General features: G+C 68.7%; 16 protein-coding genes, 1 tRNA gene and 1 riboswitch. Of the genes, 7 read left to right on the forward strand and 10 right to left on the reverse strand.

Annotated features, from left to right (window positions below):
- Positions 1 to 201: 201 nt before the first annotated feature.
- Positions 202 to 361, forward strand: a riboswitch (cyclic di-AMP (ydaO/yuaA leader).
- A 109-nt stretch (positions 362 to 470) separates the two neighbouring features.
- A complete protein-coding gene (locus tag AB0I03_RS11955) occupies positions 471 to 1361 on the forward strand; it encodes a C40 family peptidase (protein WP_360410556.1) in 891 nt (296 codons plus the stop codon).
- Positions 1362 to 1593: 232 nt separating this feature from the next.
- Here AB0I03_RS11955 and AB0I03_RS11960 read toward each other — a convergent pair whose 3' ends face one another.
- On the reverse strand, positions 1594 to 2544 hold the full coding sequence (locus AB0I03_RS11960; protein WP_289955138.1) for a sigma-70 family RNA polymerase sigma factor: 951 nt from the start codon (positions 2542 to 2544) through the stop codon (positions 1594 to 1596).
- A gap of 610 nt (positions 2545 to 3154) precedes the next feature.
- Here AB0I03_RS11960 and orn point away from each other — a divergent pair.
- Both orn and AB0I03_RS11970 read left to right on the forward strand, forming a co-directional pair.
- Complete coding sequence (gene orn / locus AB0I03_RS11965) at positions 3155 to 3787, forward strand: oligoribonuclease (protein ID WP_360410559.1); 633 nt, start codon at positions 3155 to 3157, stop codon at positions 3785 to 3787.
- A 66-nt stretch (positions 3788 to 3853) separates the two neighbouring features.
- Positions 3854 to 3929: transfer RNA gene (locus AB0I03_RS11970), tRNA-His, on the forward strand.
- A 56-nt stretch (positions 3930 to 3985) separates the two neighbouring features.
- Here AB0I03_RS11970 and AB0I03_RS11975 read toward each other — a convergent pair.
- The 9 genes from AB0I03_RS11975 to AB0I03_RS12015 form a co-directional block, all read right to left on the reverse strand.
- A complete protein-coding gene (locus AB0I03_RS11975) occupies positions 3986 to 4477 on the reverse strand; it encodes a DUF1707 domain-containing protein (RefSeq protein ID WP_360410562.1) in 492 nt (163 codons plus the stop codon).
- A gap of 30 nt (positions 4478 to 4507) precedes the next feature.
- A complete protein-coding gene (locus AB0I03_RS11980; protein ID WP_360410565.1) occupies positions 4508 to 5023 on the reverse strand; it encodes a DUF1707 domain-containing protein in 516 nt (171 codons plus the stop codon).
- A gap of 24 nt (positions 5024 to 5047) precedes the next feature.
- Entirely contained in the window at positions 5048 to 5884 is an 837-nt protein-coding gene (gene map / locus AB0I03_RS11985; RefSeq protein ID WP_360410568.1) for a type I methionyl aminopeptidase, read from the reverse strand.
- A 4-nt stretch (positions 5885 to 5888) separates the two neighbouring features.
- Positions 5889 to 6524, reverse strand: coding sequence for an adenylate kinase (locus AB0I03_RS11990; RefSeq protein ID WP_360410571.1), 636 nt, complete (start codon positions 6522 to 6524; stop codon positions 5889 to 5891).
- Between the two features lie 41 nt (positions 6525 to 6565).
- Positions 6566 to 7903 (reverse strand): preprotein translocase subunit SecY, encoded by a 1338-nt coding sequence (gene secY / locus AB0I03_RS11995; protein WP_360410574.1) that lies wholly within the window; start codon positions 7901 to 7903, stop codon positions 6566 to 6568.
- Between the two features lie 284 nt (positions 7904 to 8187).
- Positions 8188 to 8661 (reverse strand): 50S ribosomal protein L15, encoded by a 474-nt coding sequence (gene rplO, locus AB0I03_RS12000; RefSeq protein ID WP_353895351.1) that lies wholly within the window; start codon positions 8659 to 8661, stop codon positions 8188 to 8190.
- A gap of 2 nt (positions 8662 to 8663) precedes the next feature.
- On the reverse strand, positions 8664 to 8846 hold the full coding sequence (gene rpmD, locus AB0I03_RS12005) for a 50S ribosomal protein L30 (protein ID WP_106361906.1): 183 nt from the start codon (positions 8844 to 8846) through the stop codon (positions 8664 to 8666).
- Between the two features lie 10 nt (positions 8847 to 8856).
- Positions 8857 to 9516, reverse strand: coding sequence for a 30S ribosomal protein S5 (gene rpsE / locus AB0I03_RS12010; RefSeq protein WP_309299866.1), 660 nt, complete (start codon positions 9514 to 9516; stop codon positions 8857 to 8859).
- 251 nt (positions 9517 to 9767) lie between these two features.
- The gene (locus AB0I03_RS12015) at positions 9768 to 11225 is read right to left on the reverse strand and encodes an RICIN domain-containing protein (protein WP_360410579.1); all 1458 of its coding nucleotides are present in this window, start codon (positions 11223 to 11225) and stop codon (positions 9768 to 9770) included.
- 524 nt (positions 11226 to 11749) lie between these two features.
- Between AB0I03_RS12015 and AB0I03_RS12020 the strand changes: the two genes are divergently transcribed.
- Genes AB0I03_RS12020 through AB0I03_RS12035 form a run of 4 tightly spaced genes read left to right on the forward strand, consistent with a single transcriptional unit; the run spans position 11750 to position 19478 of the window.
- On the forward strand, positions 11750 to 12250 hold the full coding sequence (locus AB0I03_RS12020) for a GtrA family protein (protein WP_360410582.1): 501 nt from the start codon (positions 11750 to 11752) through the stop codon (positions 12248 to 12250).
- Positions 12186 to 14525: a glycosyltransferase gene (locus AB0I03_RS12025; RefSeq protein WP_360410585.1), complete on the forward strand. Its 2340-nt coding sequence runs from the start codon at positions 12186 to 12188 to the stop codon at positions 14523 to 14525. The genes AB0I03_RS12020 and AB0I03_RS12025 overlap by 65 nt, the downstream gene beginning before the upstream one ends.
- On the forward strand, positions 14522 to 15961 hold the full coding sequence (locus tag AB0I03_RS12030; RefSeq protein ID WP_360410588.1) for a glycosyltransferase family 2 protein: 1440 nt from the start codon (positions 14522 to 14524) through the stop codon (positions 15959 to 15961). The genes AB0I03_RS12025 and AB0I03_RS12030 overlap by 4 nt, the downstream gene beginning before the upstream one ends.
- Positions 15951 to 19478 carry a PQQ-dependent sugar dehydrogenase gene (locus AB0I03_RS12035; protein ID WP_360410591.1) on the forward strand — a complete coding sequence of 1176 codons (3528 nt, stop codon included), beginning with the start codon at positions 15951 to 15953 and terminating at the stop codon, positions 19476 to 19478. Before AB0I03_RS12030 ends, AB0I03_RS12035 begins: the two co-directional genes overlap by 11 nt.

Below are 19478 nucleotides of genomic sequence, written 5' to 3' on the forward strand. Positions count from 1 at the left end.
AACCCGCTGGATAGTGGCCCTGTCTCCCCACCCGTCCTCACTGTCCGTTACTGGACTGTGGAGCGACTCACAGAGGACTTGGCGACTCGGGTCACCATGCGTTAGCGTCGGCGCCTTCCGGTCGGGTCCTCAGGGCTCCCCCAGAGACCCACCCGTCCGGACCGCCGAGCCGCGCTCGCATGACGTCCGTTCCTCCCGGTTCCGGGCGAAACACCGATGCGCGGGCCGGGGACCCAGCCGCGCCACACCCCCAGTTGATGGCGCACGGGGTGAATCCCGCTGCAGCGCAGCCGCAGCGGGTAGGGCGCTCTTCCCTGCCCGAACCCGACAGCTAACCCGGTAGGCGGCCGAGGAAGAAAGGCCACCTTGTGGCTCACGCCTGCTCTGAAACCGAACAACGTTCCCGAACCAGCGCCATCCTTCGCCGCGTCGCCGCCTACACGGGGGTCACCATCGCCACCGTCGGGCTCGTGACCGCCTTCTCCGGCACGCACGCCGACGCGGCCGACATCGACTACACCTCCGCGTCCGCCGCCGAGATCGAGGACCACCTCACCGATCTCGAGACCCAGCGCGACGCCGCCGCCGCCGACCTCGAGGCCCTCCAGGCCCAGCTCGACGCGGCCCAGGCCGTCATCGACGCCGCCGCCGCCGAGTACGGCACCTCCAACGCGCAGCTCACCGTCGTCACCGCCGCTGTCGAATCCGCCGAGGACGACCTCGACGCGAAGGTCTCCACCCTGGTGGCCTACGCGCAGGAGCAGTCCGACAAGTACGAGGAGGCGCAGGACGCCTCCGAGTCCGCCACGGAGCTCACCGCCGGCATCAGGGCCGAGCACCAGGAGATCGCCGCCCTCGACAAGCAGATCGACGAGGCCGAGCAGGCCCGCGACGAAGCCGAGGCCGCCGAAGCCGCAGCGGCAGCCGCCGCTGCAGCCGAGGCCGCCGCGTCCAGCGAGGCGACCGCCGACTCGGACTCCGGGTCGGATTCGAACGCGACTGCGTCCTACAGCGCCGACGCCGCCACCGCGGCCGTCCAGTTCGCGAAGGACCAGCTCGGCGAGTCGTACGTGTTCGGCGCCGCCGGCCCCGACACCTGGGACTGCTCGGGCCTCATCGCGGGCGCCTACGGCGTCTCGGACATCTCGCTGACCCACTCGACGTGGGCCATGTGGGACGAGACCAGCGCGATCGACCGCGACGACCTGCAGCCGGGCGACCTGGTCTTCTACAACGGCCAGAACCACGTCGCCATGTACATCGGCGGCGGCGAGGTCATCCACGCGCCCAAGCCGGGCGACGTCGTGAAGATCTCGGACCTCGACATGGGCATGTCCATCGACGGGTACCGCCGGGTCTGACCCCGGAACGCATGAACGAGCGTGGCCCGTCCCCGGTGGGGACGGGCCACGCTCGCGTTCACCTGCGCTGCGGGACTCATTCGGCGTGCCGACCGGCTCCACGACCGCATACAGCGCGGCCCTGCGCCGCCCCGCTGCCGACACGCTCCGGATACGACGGGAGGGCCGGGGCTCCCGCCCCGGCCCTCCCGCTATTCGTTCTAGTGCTTACGCGGCCCTAACGCTTGCGCAGTCAAGCCGCCTCGGCCATGACCTGGTCGTTGGCCAGTTCCTTGAGACGGGCCAGCGCCTGGATCTCGAGTTGGCGGATGCGCTCGCGCGACAGGTGGAACCGGTGCGCGACCTCCGTGAGCGAGTGCTCGCGGCCGTCCTCGAGCCCGTAGCGGGCCTTGACGATCCCCGCCGAGCGCTCGTCGAGGTGATTGAGCATCATCTCGATCCGCTGGCGTTCCATGCCGGCGAGGACGACGTCCTCGGGGCTGGGCTCGTCGGAGTCGGCGACCAGGTCGCCGAGGTTGGTGTCGCCGTCGTCGCCGATCGGCGTGTCCAGCGAGACGGTGTCCTGGCTCCAGCGGATGAGCTCCCTGACCCGTTCGACGGTGACGCCGAGTGCGGCGGCCACCTGCTCGGGTTCGGGATCGCCGCCGAGCTCACGGGTGAGCTGGCGGGTCACATTGCGCATCCGGTTGACGTCCTCGACCAGGTGCACCGGCAGGCGCACGGTGCGCTCCTGCTGGGCGATCGCCCGGCTGATGGCCTGACGGATCCACCACGTGGCGTAGGTCGAGAACTTGAAGCCGCGCTGGTAGTCGAATTTCTCGACGGCGCGGACCAGGCCCGTGTTGCCCTCCTGGATCAGGTCGAGCATCGGCATCCCGGAGCGGACGTAGCGGCGGGCGATCGAGACGACCAACCGCAGGTTCGCCTTGATGAACTGCTCCTTCGCCTTCGCCCCGTCCTCGACCAGGCGCTTCAGGTCCTTCTCGGTGGCGTCGCCGAAGGTCTCCCCCTCGCCGAGCAGGTGCTTCGCGAACAGACCGGCTTCGACAGCCTTCGCCAAGTCGACCTCGGCGGCGGCGTCAAGCAGCGGCGTCTTCGAGATCTCATGCAGGTAGACACCCACAAGGTCTCGTTCCTCAGCGACCTCTTCGGTGGTGAGGGTGGGTGTTGTCGTTTGCTCCACGCTCAAGGTCTCCTCCAGCTTCCTCGTCCCCCGACACCGCGTAAACGGTGTACCAGTTACAACGACCGCTTCGTTGCGTGGAATTCCGTGCCCCGGTGTTCGATGCGCCACGGTTACGGAATCGATGCGAATCAGTGGCCCTAAGGCCTTCGCACCGTTTCGGGTACCCGTTTTCATCGGCTAAGCTCGGTTCACGGCTTCCTTCTCTGAGACGGGGGCGCGTCGCGCTCATGATGTCTCTGAGATGGAGATCACCTCACCTCGGCAGAGGCCTGATGACCCGAGTCCTGGTCACGGTATCGTCTCCAGCCTGCTTCATCGCAGACCTTCAATCTCTAGGGGTACACGCGCCCTACCTTGAAAAAGTTGAGAGATCATCTTATTGCGGCCCTAATCACTGCGATCCGGGCCGCAAAGGCGGCGACGCTCTGATACCCGCACCATAGCGGACGGTAGCGGTGACAAGCAACACCTTTCTCAGGCGTTGATGTCCGATTCCGAACACCTCTCGTTCTTCTCAGTCTGCGCCCTCCCGAGGCCCTCGCGGGCCGCTTCCGGCAGCGTGCCTCGTAGATCACCTTCCGTGCACCTTGCGCGTAGAGTTGGCCCGGTGACTGAAGAACGCCTAGTGTGGGTCGACTGCGAAATGACCGGCCTCGACCCGGAGACCGAAGCCCTCATCGAGATCGCCGTACTCGTCACGGAGCCCGACCTCACCCCTTTGGACACCGGACTCGACCTCGTCATCGCCTGCGACGAGTCGGTACTGGAGAACATGGGCGCGTTCGTCGCCGACATGCACGCCAAGTCCGGACTCACCGATGAGGTGCGGGCCTCGCCGATCTCCTTGCAGGAGGCCGAGGACACGGTCCTGGAGTACATCAAGCAGCACGTGCCCGAAGCGCGCACCGCCCCGCTGTGCGGCAACTCGATCGCCACGGACCGCACCTTCATCACCAAGTACATGCCGCGCCTGGACGACCACCTGCACTACCGGATGATCGACGTCTCCTCCATCAAGGAGCTCGCCCGGCGCTGGTACCCGCGCGTCTACTACAACCAGCCGCCCAAGGGCCTCGCCCACCGCGCGCTCGCCGACATCCTCGAGAGCGTGCAGGAGCTCGAGTACTACCGGCGCACCCTGTTCGTGCCGCTGCCCGGGCCGAGCAGCGACGAGGCCAAGGCCGCGTCCGCGAGCATCACCCGGGCCGCCACTGAGACGGCCGACACCGAACCCCGTTGACACGAACACGGGAAGCTTGGCTATGATTGTCGCCGGTCCCGGGTTTTTCCCGCGGAACCGGTCTTGGTGGTCGTAGCTCAGCTGGTAGAGCACCTGGTTGTGGTCCAGGAGGTCGCGGGTTCAAGCCCCGTCGGTCACCCCAATGCAAAGAGCCTCGCGGCAGCGCCGCGAGGCTCTTTCGTTCATCCCGTCCTGGGATCAGTTCTGGTTCCGCTTGCGGCGCAAGCGCTCCAGGCGCTTGCGCTCCTCGCTCGGGCGGATGATCGTCCGCTCGGCCACGGTCAGCACCGACGCCACGACGCCCAGCGGGATCACGACCCAGAGCGGCCAGAAGTACTGATGGCTGCCCGACAGGAAGTACACGAACCCCCAGACGCCGGTGACGATGCCGATCGGGATCGTCACGCCCGCCCACAGCCACTTGATCCATTCGGGGGTGTGGAGCTTCTCGGGCACGTGCGCGTCGGCCTGGGCCTGCAGCACGCGCTGGTAGGACGGCAGGTCCTGCAGGACGACCTCGGTCTCACCGACGGTCTTCGCCGCCATGAGGAGGTCGACGCGCTTCTCGTACTCCTCGAGGTCGATGTAGCCCTGGTCCACGGCGGAACGCAGGAGCTCGGTCAAGGAGGCGCGTTCGGCGTTGCCGACCCGCAGCTCGCGGTCGCCGCCGAAGCGTTCGAGGGAGGACATTCGTTGGGCTCCTTGGGGGCGGGGGGGTGGTCAGTGCCAGTCGTGGCCGCGGCGCCGGCGCCGGGGTCCGTCGTCTTCGTCGTCGTCTTCGTCATCGGCGTCATCGCCCCAGCGGCCGCGGTTGACCAGCTGCACGAACGTGGCGATGGAGAGGCCCATGATCGGCCAGATCGGCCAGAAGCCGCCGAACTCCCCGGAGGAGACCGCGCCGGCCAGCCAGATCAGGGTGCAGATGCCGCCGACGAGGATCAGGGCCCGGAGCGCGGGGACCTCGTGGAGCCAGTTGCCGCGGGGCGCGCGTTCGGCCTTGGCGTTCACGGCGGCGGGCCCGGCCGGGACGACCTCGCCCTCCTTCGGGCGGCCGCCGGGGAGGTCGTCGAAGATGAGGTCGAGCTCGGCATTGGTCTTGGCCTCGTAAGCGGTCTTGGCGCGCTCGTCGAACTCGACGAGGTCGATGCGGCCTTCGTCGAGCGCGGCCTGCAGCTGCGCGATCGCCAGTTCGCGGTCGGCGTTCGAGATGCGCAGCTTGCCGTGGTCTTCCGTCACGCTGCCAATTATGGCATCGGGGTCCTATTCGGCGCGAGCCGCGCTCGCGACCGCGTCGCCCAGTTGTTCGACGCCGCCGTCAGGGGCCGTGAGGACCCAGACGCCGTCCTCGCAGAGCGCGATGGTGTGCTCGACGTGCGCCGCGATGGAGCCGTCGTCGGTCACGATCGTCCAGCCGTCCGCGAGCTCCGCGGTCTCCTCCGAGCCGAGGGTGATCATCGGTTCGATCGCCAGGGCCATGCCCGGGCGCAGCTTCGGGCCCTCGCTGGGGCGGCCGTAGTTGAGGATGTGCGGGTCCTGGTGCATCTCGGTGCCGATGCCGTGCCCGCCGAAGCCGGTCACGATGCCGTACTCGCCCGAGCGGTCCACCGACTCCTCGATGGCGTGGGAGATCCCGCCGAGCCGCTTCGCGGTCGCCGCGGCCTGGATCCCGGCCCACATGGCGGCCTCGCAGGCCTCGCGCAGGGCGGTGAGTTCGGGCGCGACCTGGCCGATCTCGATGGTGATCGCCGCGTCCCCGTGCCAGCCGTCGACGATCGCGCCGACGTCGACCGACAGGAGGTCGCCCTCCTTGAGGACCGCGTCCTCCGAGGGGATCGCGTGCACGACCTGCTCGTTCACCGACGAGCAGATCGAGCCCGGGTAGGGCCCGTTGCCGATGTCGTAGCCCTTGAAGGACGGCACGCCACCGCAGTCGCGGATGACGTGCTCGGCGATGCGGTCGAGTTCCGCCGTCGTCACGCCCGGCCCGGCCGATTCGCGCATGGCCTGGTGGACCTCGGCGACGACGAGGCCGGCCTTGCGCATCTTCCGGATCTGCTCAGGCGTCTTGTACTGGATCTGCTGGCGACGGCGGAACACGGGGCTACGCCGCGGCGCCGATGGCGGTCAGCGCGCGCTCGGTCACCTCGGCGACCTCGCCGATCGCGTCGATCCGCACGAGCTTGCCCTGGTCCTCGTAGTAGCCCACGAGCGGCGCGGTCTGCTCCGCGTAGACCTTGAGGCGGTTCTTGATCGTCTCGGGACGGTCGTCGCTGCGCTGGTACAGGTCGTCGGAGTCGGGATCCGCGGGCGGGTCGAACTCCAGGTGGTAGACCTTGCCGGTCGACTTCGAGACGCGGCGCCCGGACAGGCGGCGCACGACCTCGTCGTCGCTCGCGACCAGCTCCAGGGCCAGGTCGAGGGTCGCGCCCGCCGCTTCGAGGACCCGGTCGAGGACCTTGGCCTGCTCGGTGTTGCGGGGGTAGCCGTCGAGCAGGAAGCCGCCCTTGGCGTCGTCCTCGGCCAGCCGGTCGGCCACCATCTCGTTGGTGACCTCGTCGGGCACGAGGTTCCCGGCGTCCATGTACTCCTTGGCCTTCAGCCCCAGCGGCGTGCCGCCGGAGACGTTGGCCCGGAAGATGTCGCCGGTGGAGATCTTGGGGACGCCGAGCCGCTCGGCGATGATCTCCGCCTGGGTGCCCTTGCCGGCCCCGGGCGGGCCTACGAGTACCAGTCGCACAATTGTTCCTCCCGTGTGGTGCCTATGAAGATGTTCCTGCGTCAGCGGAGGAAGCCTTCGTAGTGGCGCTGCATCAGCTGGGACTCGATCTGCTTGACCGATTCCAGGCCGACGCCCACCATGATCAGCACCGAGGTACCGCCGAACGCGAATGTCGCGAACAGCTCCTGGTTACCGAAAGCGATGATGGCCAGATTGGGAAGGATAGCGATGATCGCCAGATACAGCGAGCCCGGGAAGGTCAGGCGTGACAGGACTCGCTGCAAGTAGGTCGCGGTGGGCTTGCCGGGGCGCACGCCGGGGATGAACCCGCCGGCCTTCTTCATGTTCTCGGCGACGTCGTCCACCTTGAAGGTGATCGAGACGTAGAAGTAGGTGAAGAAGATGATCAGGAGCGCGTACAGCGAGATGTAGACCCACGAGCCCTGGTTGAGCAGGTACCGGTCGATGAACTGCACCCACGACGAGTCGCTGTTCTGGTTGAGCTGGCGGAACAGCGTCGGGATGTACAGCAGCGAGGAGCCGAAGATGACGGGCACGACGCCGGCCTGGTTGACCTTGAGCGGGATGTAGGTCGAGGTGCCGCCGTACATCCGGCGGCCGACCATCTTCTTGGCGTACTGCACCGGGATGCGCCGCTGCGACTGCTCGATGAAGATGACCGCCACCATGATCACGATGCACAGCCCGATGATCACGCTGAACATGAACCAGCCCTCGGACTTCTGCAGGGACCAGAACTGGCCCGGCATCTGCGCCGCGATCGAGGCGAAGATCAGCAGGCTCATGCCGTTGCCGATGCCGCGCTCGGTGATCTGCTCGCCGAACCACATGATGATCGCGGTGCCCGCGACCATGACGGCCACGACGGCCACGATCGTCATCCAGTACGGGATGGCCGCGTCGGTCTGCGAGAGGTCCGGCAGGATGTCGTCCGGGCACTGGGTCTGGAACAGCACGCCCGATCGCGCCAGCGCGATGTAGCTGGCGGCCTGGAGCAGGGCGAGGCCCAGCGTCAGGTAGCGCGTGTACTGGGTGATCTTGACCTGGCCGGGCTGGCCCTCCTTACGGAGTTGCTCGAGCCTGGGGATCACGACCGTCAGCAGCTGCATGATGATCGACGCGGTGATGTACGGCATGACGCCGAGCGCGAAGACCGAGAGCTGGAGGAGCGCTCCACCGGTGAACAGGTTCAGGAGCCCGAAGACGCCGGCGGTGTCGTCGGGCCGCACGTTCAGGCAGGACTGCACTGCCGCGTAGTCCACACCGGGACTCGGCACCTGCGCACCCAGACGATACAGACCGATGATCATCAAGGTGAACAGGATCTTCTTGCGCAGATCGGGGGTCCGAAACGCGCTGATGAAGGCGGAGAGCAATGCGGTTCCTCCTGAACAAGACCCCCTGGCGGGGCCCATGGTGTTGCGGGGCAACACCTTTCGTTACCAGTGGGCGTGTGTAGTTCGTAGCGAGAGCGTCACACGCCCGAGGCAGACGGTGGTCCTCGCCATGGGAGCCTAGCAGGCGCATTCGGACGCAGAGTATTCGGCATTCATCACGACGAAACGGGCCGGAGTTTCCTCCGACCCGTTCCGCAGATCTCTTGTTCGAACAGGGAAGTCCCTGCCTTGGCGAAGCTTGCGAGCCGAAAATCGGCCGGCGATTACTCGCCCAGGGCCTCGCCGGTCTTCTTGTCCACCACGGTGGCGGTGCCACCGGCGGCGGTGATCTTGGTGAAGGCGGAGGAGGAGAAGGCGTGGGCCTTCACGTCCAGCTTGACGCCTTCGAGCTCGCCCGAGCCGAGGACCTTGATGAGCTCCTTCTTGTTGAGGACGCCCACCTCGATCAGCTGCTCGGGGCCGACCTGGCCGCCCTCGGGGAAGAGCTCCGCGAGGCGGTCGAGGTTGACCACGGTGTAGACGAGCTTGTTGTGCGGCTTGAAGCCCTTGAGCTTCGGCAGGCGGATCTGGAGCGGCTGCTGGCCGCCCTCGAACCCGGCCGGCACGGTCTTGCGGGCCTTGGTGCCCTTGGTGCCGCGGCCGGCGGTCTTGCCCTTCGAGCCCTCACCGCGACCGACGCGGGTCTTGGCCTTCTTGGCGCCGGGGGCCGGCTGCAGGTCATGAATGCGAATAGCCATGACTACTCAACCTCCTCGACGTCGACCAGGTGGCGGACACGGTGGACCATGCCGCGGTACTGCGGAAGGTCCTCTTTGTAGACGGTCTGGCCGATCTTGCGCAGGCCGAGCGTCTGGATGGTCGCACGGGCCTTCGGCTTCTCACCGATGACCGACTTGTGCTGGGTGATCTTCAAACGTGCCATGTCGATACCCCTACGCCTTCGCGGCCGCGGCGGCCTCGGCGCGGGCGCGCAGCAGGCCCTGAGGAGCGATGTCCTCGAGCGCCATGCCACGGCGGGCCGCGACGGCCTCCGGGGACTCGAGGGCCTTGAGCGCGGCCACCGTCGCGTGGACGATGTTGATCGCGTTCGAGGAGCCCAGGGACTTCGACAGAATGTCGTGAATACCGGCGCATTCGAGCACGGCGCGCACGGGACCGCCCGCGATGACACCGGTACCCGAGGAGGCGGGCTTCAGGAGCACCTTGCCGGCCGCGTCTTCACCGAAGACCTCGTGCGGGATGGTGCCGCCGATGCGGGGGACCGTGAAGAAGTTCTTCTTGGCCTCCTCGACGCCCTTGGCGATGGCCGCGGGGACTTCCTTGGCCTTGCCGTAGCCGACACCGACGTTGCCGTTGCCGTCGCCGACCACCACGAGGGCGGTGAAGGCGAAGCGCCGGCCGCCCTTGACGACCTTGGCGACGCGGTTGATGGTGACTACGCGCTCGACGTGCGGGGACTTCTCGGCGCGGTCGCGACCGCGACCGCCGTCACGGCCACCGCGTCCGCCTCCGGCGCCACGACCGCCGCCGCGGCGGTCGCCGCCGCCGGCGGCGCCGTCACGGCTGCCGGCCGCTTGCTGTTGATCAGCCACGAGACTGATTCCTTTCGTTCGCTCAACGCCGGCCCGGAACCGGGCCGACTCGCATACTGTGCCCCTTTGCGGGCCTTCGGCCCGGGGCGTCCGACTTCGAGAGCCGGTGAAGTCACGCCGAGGCGCAACCTCTCGATTATGCCTGGTCAGGGGTGCATCGACGAACGGCGGGGTCGGGCTGAGGCCGGGGACACAGCAGGACCGCCGCCGACGCAGCGCAGGACGTCGGCGGCGGTCCTTGTATATGGCGGCTAGAGGGCGGTCACGTCCCACTGCTGGTTGGCGGCGCCGGTGCAGGTGCTCTGGACGATCGCCGCGTTGTTCGCGTTCGAGGCGGCCTGGAGGCAGAGCCCGGAGTGCTGGGCGACGATGGCGTAGTTGCCGTTGGCGGAGGCGCGCAGGGAGAAGCGCTGGTTGCCGCCGGCCCAGCAGCCCCACTGGCCGACGGGGGCGCCGCTGGCGGTGGCCTCGTCGAGCACGTCCCAGCATTTGCCGGTGGCGGTGTTCGCGACCGATCCGACCTTGGAGCCGGGGTAGACCGGGTCGAAGGTGAAGGCCTGGGGCGCGCCGTTCCAGCAGTCGTACTGGATGAGCCTGGTGCCGTCGGTGCTCGAGCCGCTGGGCACGTCGATGCAGCGGCCGGAGGCGGCGTTGACGAACTTGGTGCCGTACGGCCTGCCGTCCTCGGTGCCGACGACGCCTTGGACGGTGCCCGCGGCGGCGTCGATGTTGAGGGTCGAGTACCAGGTCAGCGTCATGCTGGTGTTGCTCGGGAAACTGATGGGGAGCCAGACGTACTCGCTGTCCATGGGCTTGCCGCCCCATTGGGGGCCCCAGCGGTCGCCCATGTAGAGGTAGCTGGTGCCGGCGGTGCCCTGCACGGTGGTGACGAAGGTCGGCTGGGAGCCGTAGGTGGTGGAGTTCCCGGCGTTGGCCCAGCCGGACCAGGCGCCTTCGGGGAAGTTCGTGGTGGTGGCGTACTGGGTCTGGTTGGCGTTCCAGCCGGTGGCGCCGGAGGTCACCAGGAAGTAGACCCCGTTGCGCTGGAACACGGCCGGGGCCTCGCGGTGGTAGCCGTCGAAGACGTGGACGAGCTCGTCGATGGCGAGGTAGTCGGGGGTGAGGCGGTAGACGTTGAGGTCGTAGTTCACGTCGGCGGCGGAGATGAGGTAGCCGGTGCCGTCGGTGTCGACGAAGAGGGTCATGTCGCGGGAGTCGTATCCGGCGGGCCGGAAGGAGCCCTGGTAGGCGTAGTCGCCGTCGACGGTGTCCGAGACGGCCACGGCCACTTCGGCGTCGCCGTAGTCGACGCCGTTCTCCTTGTGGGCCCAGAGGACGTACTTGTCCGTGGCGGCGTTGTAGATGACCTTGGGCCGCTCGATGTTGGCCGGGGAGAGGTCGGGGTCGGACTCGGCGCTGAGGATGTCGTTCTCGAACGTCCAGTTCACGAGGTCGGTGGAGGAGTACATGCTGACCTGGTCGAAGAGGTAGCCGTTGCGCTGCTCGCCGACCAGGTAGTAGGTGCTGCCGACCTTGAGCATGCCGCCGCCGTGGGCGTGCATGAGATTACCGGAGGTGTCGGTGATGGTCTGGCCGTTGTCGAACGTCACGGGCGCGGCCGTGGCGGGGGCCGGGGCGGCGAGGCCGATGGCCGTGGTCGCGAGGGCGGTCGCGGCGGCGAGGGCGCCCAGCCGCTTGCTTGCTGACATCGTCGTCTCCTTCACGAGCACCCTCGAGGACGAGGGCGCGATCGAATCATTTCGATATTTCCACAGATTCCCGTCCTTGTAAAGACCCTTCGTATAACCGGCATAAGAACGAATCTCTTCATATTCGCATCGGAGTCCGCGAAAGTTACTCCACCGTCATCCCCCGATCGAGTGGGTCTTACTGTCGGCAATTCGACTTCTTTCCCGCCGCATTGTCACCGCGACTTGCCCGATTCAATCGGATACGCACGACCTGCGGTGAATTCCTTATCGAACAAAAAGGACATTTGGCCGCCCGCGATGACTGAACGTAACAGAGACGTAAGCCTGCGGGACCCACCACCAGGTGGATCTCCGCTAGCGTGGTCAGTGCAACCCGTTCAGTGACAACATGATCCGCGGGCGTCGGCGCCCCCGCGGCTCTTCCCGGAGCAATTCGCAAAACCCATATTCCATACGCACGGCATCTTCTATTGAGGACGAGTCGATGCGTCTATCCGTCGTGCCCAATGGAGGCTCATAAAATGCATCGGCACCGGCCGCCGATAAAGCGGCTCGCCCGATTCTCAGTCGTCGGAGCCACCTGTTTCGCGATACAGGCGGGGATTCTCCTCGCCCTCCGCGAGGCCGGCGTGCCGGACACGGCCGCCAACGCGGCCGGGTTCCTCGCCTCGGCGCAGGTCAACTTCCTGCTGAGCTCCGCCTTCACCTGGGCCGACCGCCGCCTCCCCGGACCGGGGGCGCGGCCCGTCGCGGCGCGCTGGGCCTCGTTCCAGGTCACCGTCGCGATCAGCCTGGCCTGCAACACCGCCGTGTTCGCGCTCGTCTCGCGCTTCGCGCCCCCGGTGGCGGCCGCGGCCGTGGCCGTGTGCGCCGGGGCCCTCCTCACCTATCTCGCCAGCGACCACCTCGTGTTCCGCCGCCGCAAGGCGGCTCAGACCGACCACTTTGGAGTTTCCCTTGACGATCATCGCCGACCAGCCGCAGCACTCCCAGGTCCGAACGGCGGCCCCGCCGCCGACTGACGGCGTCGCGGTGGTCATGCCCGCCTACCGCGAGGAGGCGAACGTCGCCTCCACGGTCCAGGACTTCCTGTCGACCCTGGTGCGCGAAGGCATCCCGCACGCCGTCATCGTCGTCGACGACGGCAGCGACGACCGCACCGGAGCGATCATCGACCGGCTCGCCGCGGCCCACCCCGCCCGCGTCATCGCCGTCCACCACGACCGCAACCAGGGCTACGGCGCGGCCGTGCGCACCGGCCTGGAGACCGCCTTGCGCCGCACCGGGTTCCGCGAGATCCTGCTGACCGACGCGGACTGCCAGTTCCACGCCGACGACCTGGTGCGCCTGCGCGAGTTCAAGAAGGAGGAGCGCGCGGACGCGGTCATCGGCTACCGCCGCCACCGCGCCGACCCGTGGCGCCGCCGCCTCAACGCCAAGGTGTGGACCCTGCTGTGCAAGACGCTGCTGCAGGTCCCCGGCCGCGACGTCGACTGCGCCTACAAGCTCATCGACCGCTCGCTCCTCCAGGACCTCCGGCTCAGCGGCGAGGCCGCGGCGATCTCCCCCGAGCTCCTGTGCCGCATCAGCGGCGACGGCGCTCGCATCGTCGAGCACCCCGTCGAGCACTACCCGCGTGAGCACGGCGAGCAGACCGGCGCGCGCCTCTCGGTCGTCGCCAAGTCCCTCCTCAGCCTCGCGGTCGTCTACGGCCACATGGTCCGCGACGCCCGCCGCCTCGGCTGGGTCCGGCGCCTCGCCTCCCCCAAGGACCCAGTCGCGGCGATCGTCGCCCTCGCGGCCTGCCTCCTCGCCGTGGGCGCGTACCTTTACTTCGCCGACCACGGGTACCTCCTGGCGTACAAGGACGCCAACTCCCACCTGCTCATCGCCCGGCGCGTCGTCGACAGCCCGACGGCCGGGCTCGCCCAGCTCGGCGGCGTCTGGCTCCCGCTCCCCCACCTGCTGGCCGCCCCACTCGCGGCCTGGGAGGCCCTGTACCTCAACGGGTTCGCGGGCGCGTTCGTCTCCATGGTGTCGTACGTGGTCGCCGTGCGGTTCCTGTTCACGCACGCCCGGTCGCTCTCGGGCCACTGGGCCGGGGGCCTCACCGCCGCCGGGCTCTTCGCACTCAACCCGAACGTGCTGTACCTCCAGGCCACGGCCATGACGGAGCTGCTGCTGTTCGCGTGCGCGATCGTCGCACTCCACTACCTCCACGAATGGTGCGCCGAAGGCCGCCTGCGGGACCTCTCCCTGGCCTCCGGTGCCGTCCTCGCCGCCACGTTGACCCGCTACGAGGGCTGGATCCTCTGCGCCGTCGCCGGCGCGATCGTCGCCTACACCTCGCTGCGCCGCCACCGCCGGTACTCGCACACCGAAGGCTCGGTCGTCGTGTTCGGGTTCGTCGCCGGCGCCGGGGTCATCGGCTGGATGGCCTGGAATCTCGCCATCTTCGGCGACCCGCTGAACTGGAAGTCCGGCGAGTACGCCGACGCCTCCCTGTGGGTCTCCGAAGGCGAGGCCAACGTCGGCTCGCTGCCGACCGCCGCCGAGACGTACGGCCTCGCGTCCCTCCACAACCTCGGGATCGCCACGGCCGCCATGGGCGTCGCCGGGCTCGTCCTGTACGCGGTGCAGAAGCGGCTGCGGTCCAAGTCGCTCGTCCCGTACGCCATGCTCGTGTTCGCGCCGTTCTTCGTGTGGGCGCTCTACAGCGGCGAACGGCCCCTCCACGTCGAGGAGGTCATGGGCGCGCTCTACAACGTGCGCTTCGGGCTCATCATGCTCATCCCCGCCGCCGTCTTCGCCGGGTTCCTCATCGGGACGCTCGCGAAGCGCCTCCCCGGTCGGCGCCTCGCCGCCGGGACCCTCGCCGCGGCCGCCGTCGCGGGCGCCACTGTCGCCGTCGACGGCGCGGTCACCCTCGACGAGGCCGTCGAGTACCGCACCAGCGGCTGGGAGGTCGACAACGCCGCCGTCGCGGAGTGGCTGCGCGAGCACCACGACGGCGGGACGACGCTCATGATGTCCTTCGAGAACGAGTCCGTGACCTTCGAGTCCCAGGTCCCCACCGGTTCCCTCGTCTACGAAGGCTCCTACCGGATCTGGGAGGCCTCGCTCGCCGACCCGCACGCGGCGGGCGTCGAATGGATCTACATGCGCGCCACCCCCGGCAGCGAGGACGACGTCTGGGAGGCCCTGTGGGACACCGAGGTCCTCGCCGACCACTACGAACTCGTCTACGACGAAGGCGACCGCCTCGTGTACCGCGCCGAGGACGGGGGTGCCGCGTGAACCCCGACGCCCCGCCCCCCGGCCTCAGCGCCCAGCGGCTGCTCTCCCCCGGCCAGACCGGCCTCGCGATCGGCGTCGCCGCCTTCATCGCCGCCGCGATCGCGCTCGACCTGCTCACCGGCTTCGGGCCCAGCCCGCTCCAGTGGGCCCAAGGCGGCATGTTCGCCCTCATCGGCCTCTACCTCGCCGTCATCGGGTTCAAGCTCGCGATGGTCCTCGGCTCCGGCCGTTCCACCGCGATGCGCTTCGAACCCGGTGCGCTGCAGACGTTCCCCGACTCCGAACTGCCCCGGTACACCGTCCTCGTGCCGCTGTACCGCGAGGCCGCCGTCGTCCCCGGGCTCGTCCGCCGCCTCTCGGCCCTCGACTACCCCGCCGACAAGCTCGAGATCCTGCTGCTCGTCGAAGCCGACGACGGCGAGACCCGGACCGCGCTCGCCGCGCAGGGCCTCGGCCCGGCCTTCAAGACGGTGGTCGTGCCCGACACGCTGCCGAAGACGAAGCCGAAGGCGTGCAACGTGGGCCTGGCCCGCGCCACCGGCGAGCTCTGCGTCATCTTCGACGCCGAGGACCGGCCCGACCCCGATCAGCTGCGCAAGGCGGCCTTGGCGTTCCGGGTGCTGCCCGACCGGGTGGTGTGCGTGCAGGCCGAGCTCCAGTACTGGAACCCGTGGACGAACTGGCTCACGCGGTGCTTCTCGGCCGAGTACGCCACGAACTTCAGCCTGACCCTGCACGGCATGGACCGCCACCGCCTCGCGATCCCCTTGGGCGGCACGTCGAACCACTTCCGCATCGACGCGCTGCGCGACCTCGGCGGCTGGGACCCGTTCAACGTCACCGAGGACGCCGACCTCGGCATCCGCATCGCCCGGCGCGGCTGGGACGTGCGGATGTTCGTCTCGGTCACCGAGGAGGAGGCCAACTCGCGCCTGGGCAACTGGATCCGCCAGCGCAGCCGGTGGATCAAGGGGTACATGCAGACGTGGCTCGTGCACTCGAGGGAGCCGGTGAAGCTGTGGCGCGAGCTGGGGACGAGGAAGACCCTGGCGATCCACTTGACGCTCGGGTTCTCGACGGTGACGACGCTGGTGAACCCGTTGATGTGGGCGCTGACGCTGTCGTACTTCATCTTCGGGCCGCAGTGGATGGAGCCGCTGTTCCCGCCGGTAGTCCTCTATGGAGGGATGTTCGCGATGATCGCGGGCAACGCGCTCATGTGCTACGCGCTCATGCTCGGCTGCCTCAAGCGGGGGCTGTACGCGGCGGTGCGGGCGATGCTCACGGTGCCCTTGTACTGGGCGCTGATGAGCGTGGCGGCGTACAAGGCGCTCGGGCAGCTGCTGCAGCCCAGCAAGCGCCACTTCTGGGAGCTGACCGAACACGGGTTGGACACGTCGGACGAGGTCGAGGAGGAGGTCGTTCGTGCGCGGTGAACGCTGGGGCCGCTTGGCGGCCGGGGCGCTGGTGGGAGCCGCGCTGCTGGTGGCGCCGGAGGCGCAGGCCGCGCCTCCGGCGGATTTCGAGAAACTGCTCGTCGTCGGCGGCCTGGAGGAGCCGACCGCGTTCCGGTTCACGCCGGACGGGGACGTGCTGATCGCGGAGAAGAACGGGGCGATCCAGCTGCTCCACGACGGGGTGCTGCACGAGCACCCGCTGATCGAGCTCGCCACGGCCGGCTCCGACGAGCGGGGGCTGCTGGGACTGGAGCTGGACCCCGACTTCGCGTCCAACGGGTACGTGTACGCGGGGTACACGGCGGCGGACAACCTGGACCGGTTGAGCCGCTTCACGATGACCGGGCACGCGATCGACCCGGCCTCGGAGCTGGTGCTGCTGCAGTCGCAGCAGAACGCGAACGTGTTCCACCACTCCGGGAGCGTCAAGTTCGGTCCGGACGGGAAGCTGTACTGGACGCTCGGGATGAACACGAACAACCAGAACCCGCCGAACCTGGGCAACGTGCACGGCAAGATGCACCGGATCAACGCCGACGGCTCGATCCCGCCGGACAACCCGTTCGTCGACACGCCGGGGGCCGAGCCCTCGGTGTGGGCGTACGGGCTGCGGAACTCGTTCCGCTGGGACTTCGTCCCCAGTGGACCGAATGCGGGGAGCGTGCTGGCCGGTGACGTGGGCGGCTCGGAGTGGGAGGAGCTCAACCTCATCGAGCGCGGCGCGAACTACGGGTGGCCGCACGTGGAAGGGGTGTGCGCGGACTGCCCGTACGCGCAGCCGGTGTACGCCTATCCGCACACCGAGCCGCCCGCGAGCGCGGGCTCGATCTCGGCGGTGGAGGTGTACGAGGGCGGGCTGCTCGGCGAGGAGTACGAGCAGGCGGTGTTCTTCGCGGACTACACGCTCGGGTTCGTGAAGTACCTGGTGATGGACGAGGCCTTCGAGACCGTGGTGTCGGAGCACGTGTTCGACGCCGAGGCGGGTACGCCGGTGGAGCTGCAGACCGGCCCGGACGGGGCGCTGTACCAGTTGAACATCTACCCCGGTGAGCTGTACCGGATCGCGCCTTCGGGCGGGAACCGGACGCCGGTCGCGAAGGCGGCGGCGACGCCGGACAACGGTTATGCGCCTTTGGAGGCGGCGTTCTCGTCGGCCGGGTCGTCCGACGCGGACGGCGACCCGCTCACCTACGCCTGGGACTTCGGCGACGGGGCGGCCTCGACCGAGGCGAATCCGGTGCACACGTACACCGAGGACGGCGTGTACCAAGCGGTGCTGACGGTCTCGGACGGCGACAAGTCGGCGCAGTCCACCGTGGAGATACAGGTGGGGAACACCAGGCCAGAGGCGGTGGTCCTGACACCCGCCGCGGGCCTGACCTACGACGGCGGTGACCTGGTGTCCTTCTCGGGCTCGGCGATCGATCCCGAGGACGGCGCGCTCGACGCGGCCTCGCTCTCGTGGACGGTGCAATTCCACCACGCCGACCACGTGCACCCGTTCTACGGCCCGGCGGAAGGTGCGACGGGCCAGATCGAGATCCCGCGCGCGCCGCACGGCGGGGACAACACGTTCTACCGGATCACCTTGACCGCCACCGATTCCGGGGGCCTCACCGACACGACACACGTCGACATTCACCCGAACACCGTCGAGGTCGCGATCAGCACGGAGCCGCCGGGACTGGAGTTCACGCTCGACGGGCGGCCGTTCGAGACGGCGACGAAACGGTTGGTCGTGGGCACCGAGTACGTACTGGGCGCGGAGTCGCCGCAGTACACAGCCGGTTCGCGGTTCCGGTTCGCGGGCTGGTCGACCGGGGCCGAGCAGCAGCACGTGTTCACCGTGCCCGACGCGGACATCGCGGTCACGGCCCAGTTCGAGGAGCTGCCGTACCCGCCCGCGCCGTGGGAGTCCACGGACATCGGCGAACGGACCCAGTTGGGGCTCAGCAGCTTCGACGACGGCGAGTTCACGGTGACCGGTGCCGGTTGGGACATCTGGGGCGAGACCGACGAGTTCCACTTCACGCACCGGCCGCTCACCGGGGACGGGTCGATCACGGCCCGACTGCGCGAGCAGGAGGCCACGAACCCGTGGGCGAAGGCCGGGATCATGATCAAGGAGTCGGCCACCGAGGGTGCGACGTACGCCTCGATCGCAGTGACTCCGGAGCACGGCGCGCACTTCCAGGCGGACTTCGGGATCGACGGGGGCGGGTTCGCCTATACCGAGGGCGCGGCGTGGCTGCGGCTGACGCGGGCCGGAGACGAGTTCACCGCCGAGCTCTCCCCTGACGGGGTGGCGTGGACGGTGATCGGCTCGGCGACGGTGCCGATGTCGACCAGCGCGCAGGTCGGGCTGTTCTCGACCGCGCACGACAACACGCAGTTCTCCACGGCGGTCTTCGACTCGGTCGAGGTCGCGGCGGCGGACCCGGGGTTGACGTGCGAGGACGTGGGCGATCCGGCGCTGGCGGGCTCGGCGTCGTTCGACCCCGACGGCACGCTGTCGATGACCGGCGCGGGCGACGACATCTGGGGGGATGCGGACCAGTTCCACTACTGCCACAAGGAGCTCGCGGGCGACGGCGAGATCATCGCAAGGGTCGCGTCCCTCGAGGCCACGAACGACTGGGCGAAGGCGGGAGTGATGATCAAGTCCGCGCCGGAGGAGGGCGCGGCCTATGCGGCGGCCATGGCGACCGCGGCGGAGGGCGTGCACTTCCAGACCGGCTTCGACACCGACGTGGGCGGTCCGATGGTTGACGCTCCGGTGTGGCTGCGGCTGGTGCGGGAAGGCTCGGTCGTCACCGCTTACCACTCGGTGGACGGCCTGGCCTGGGAGCCGTTCGCCAGCGCGGTGTTGGAGGGCCCTGCGACGGTGGGCCTGTTCGTGACCTCCCATGACGGGAGTCGAGCGGGCACGGCCATGTTCGACTCGATCGCCTTCCGGGACAACGCACCCGAAATTCCTGAGCCGTGGGCGTGCGCCGATGTCGGGAATCCGAAGATGCCCGGCGACGCCGTGTACGACGGCGGGACCTGGACGATCGTGGGCGCCGGCGACGACATCTGGGGCGACGCGGACCAGTTCCACTACTGCCACCAGCCGCTGGCCGGGGACGGGCAGATCACCGCAAGGGTGGTCTCTCAGGAGGACACGGACGACTGGGCGAAGGCCGGGGTGATGATCAAGTCCAGCGCTACGGCCGGGGCCGACTACGCCGCACTGATGGTGACGCCCCAGAACGGCGTGCACCTCCAGTCGGGCTTCGACACCGACGTCGAGGGACCTGCCGCGGGCGTCCCGATATGGCTGCAGCTCACCAGGACCGGCGACACGATCACGGCCGCGTGGTCGGACGACGGCGAGACCTGGACCCAGTTCGGCACCGTCGAGCTGGCAGGAGAAGCGGTCGTCGGCCTCTTCACCACCTCCCACGACGGCTCCGATCCGGGCACCGCGGTGTTCGACTCGGTCACCGTCGCATAA

It is taken from the genome of Glycomyces sp. NPDC021274 (assembly GCF_040641195.1).
In the GTDB taxonomy this organism is placed as follows: Bacteria; Actinomycetota; Actinomycetes; order Mycobacteriales; family Micromonosporaceae; genus Glycomyces.

Coding starts and splice junctions, on each gene's coding strand:
- AB0I03_RS11975 (WP_360410562.1), bottom strand. CDS start 4,477: ATGTCCTCCCTCGAACGCTTCGGCGGCGACCGCGAGCTGCGGGTCGGC.
- rplO (WP_353895351.1), bottom strand. CDS start 8,661: ATGGCTATTCGCATTCATGACCTGCAGCCGGCCCCCGGCGCCAAGAAG.
- rpmD (WP_106361906.1), bottom strand. CDS start 8,846: ATGGCACGTTTGAAGATCACCCAGCACAAGTCGGTCATCGGTGAGAAG.
- AB0I03_RS12015 (WP_360410579.1), bottom strand. CDS start 11,225: ATGTCAGCAAGCAAGCGGCTGGGCGCCCTCGCCGCCGCGACCGCCCTC.
- AB0I03_RS12020 (WP_360410582.1), top strand. CDS start 11,750: ATGCATCGGCACCGGCCGCCGATAAAGCGGCTCGCCCGATTCTCAGTC.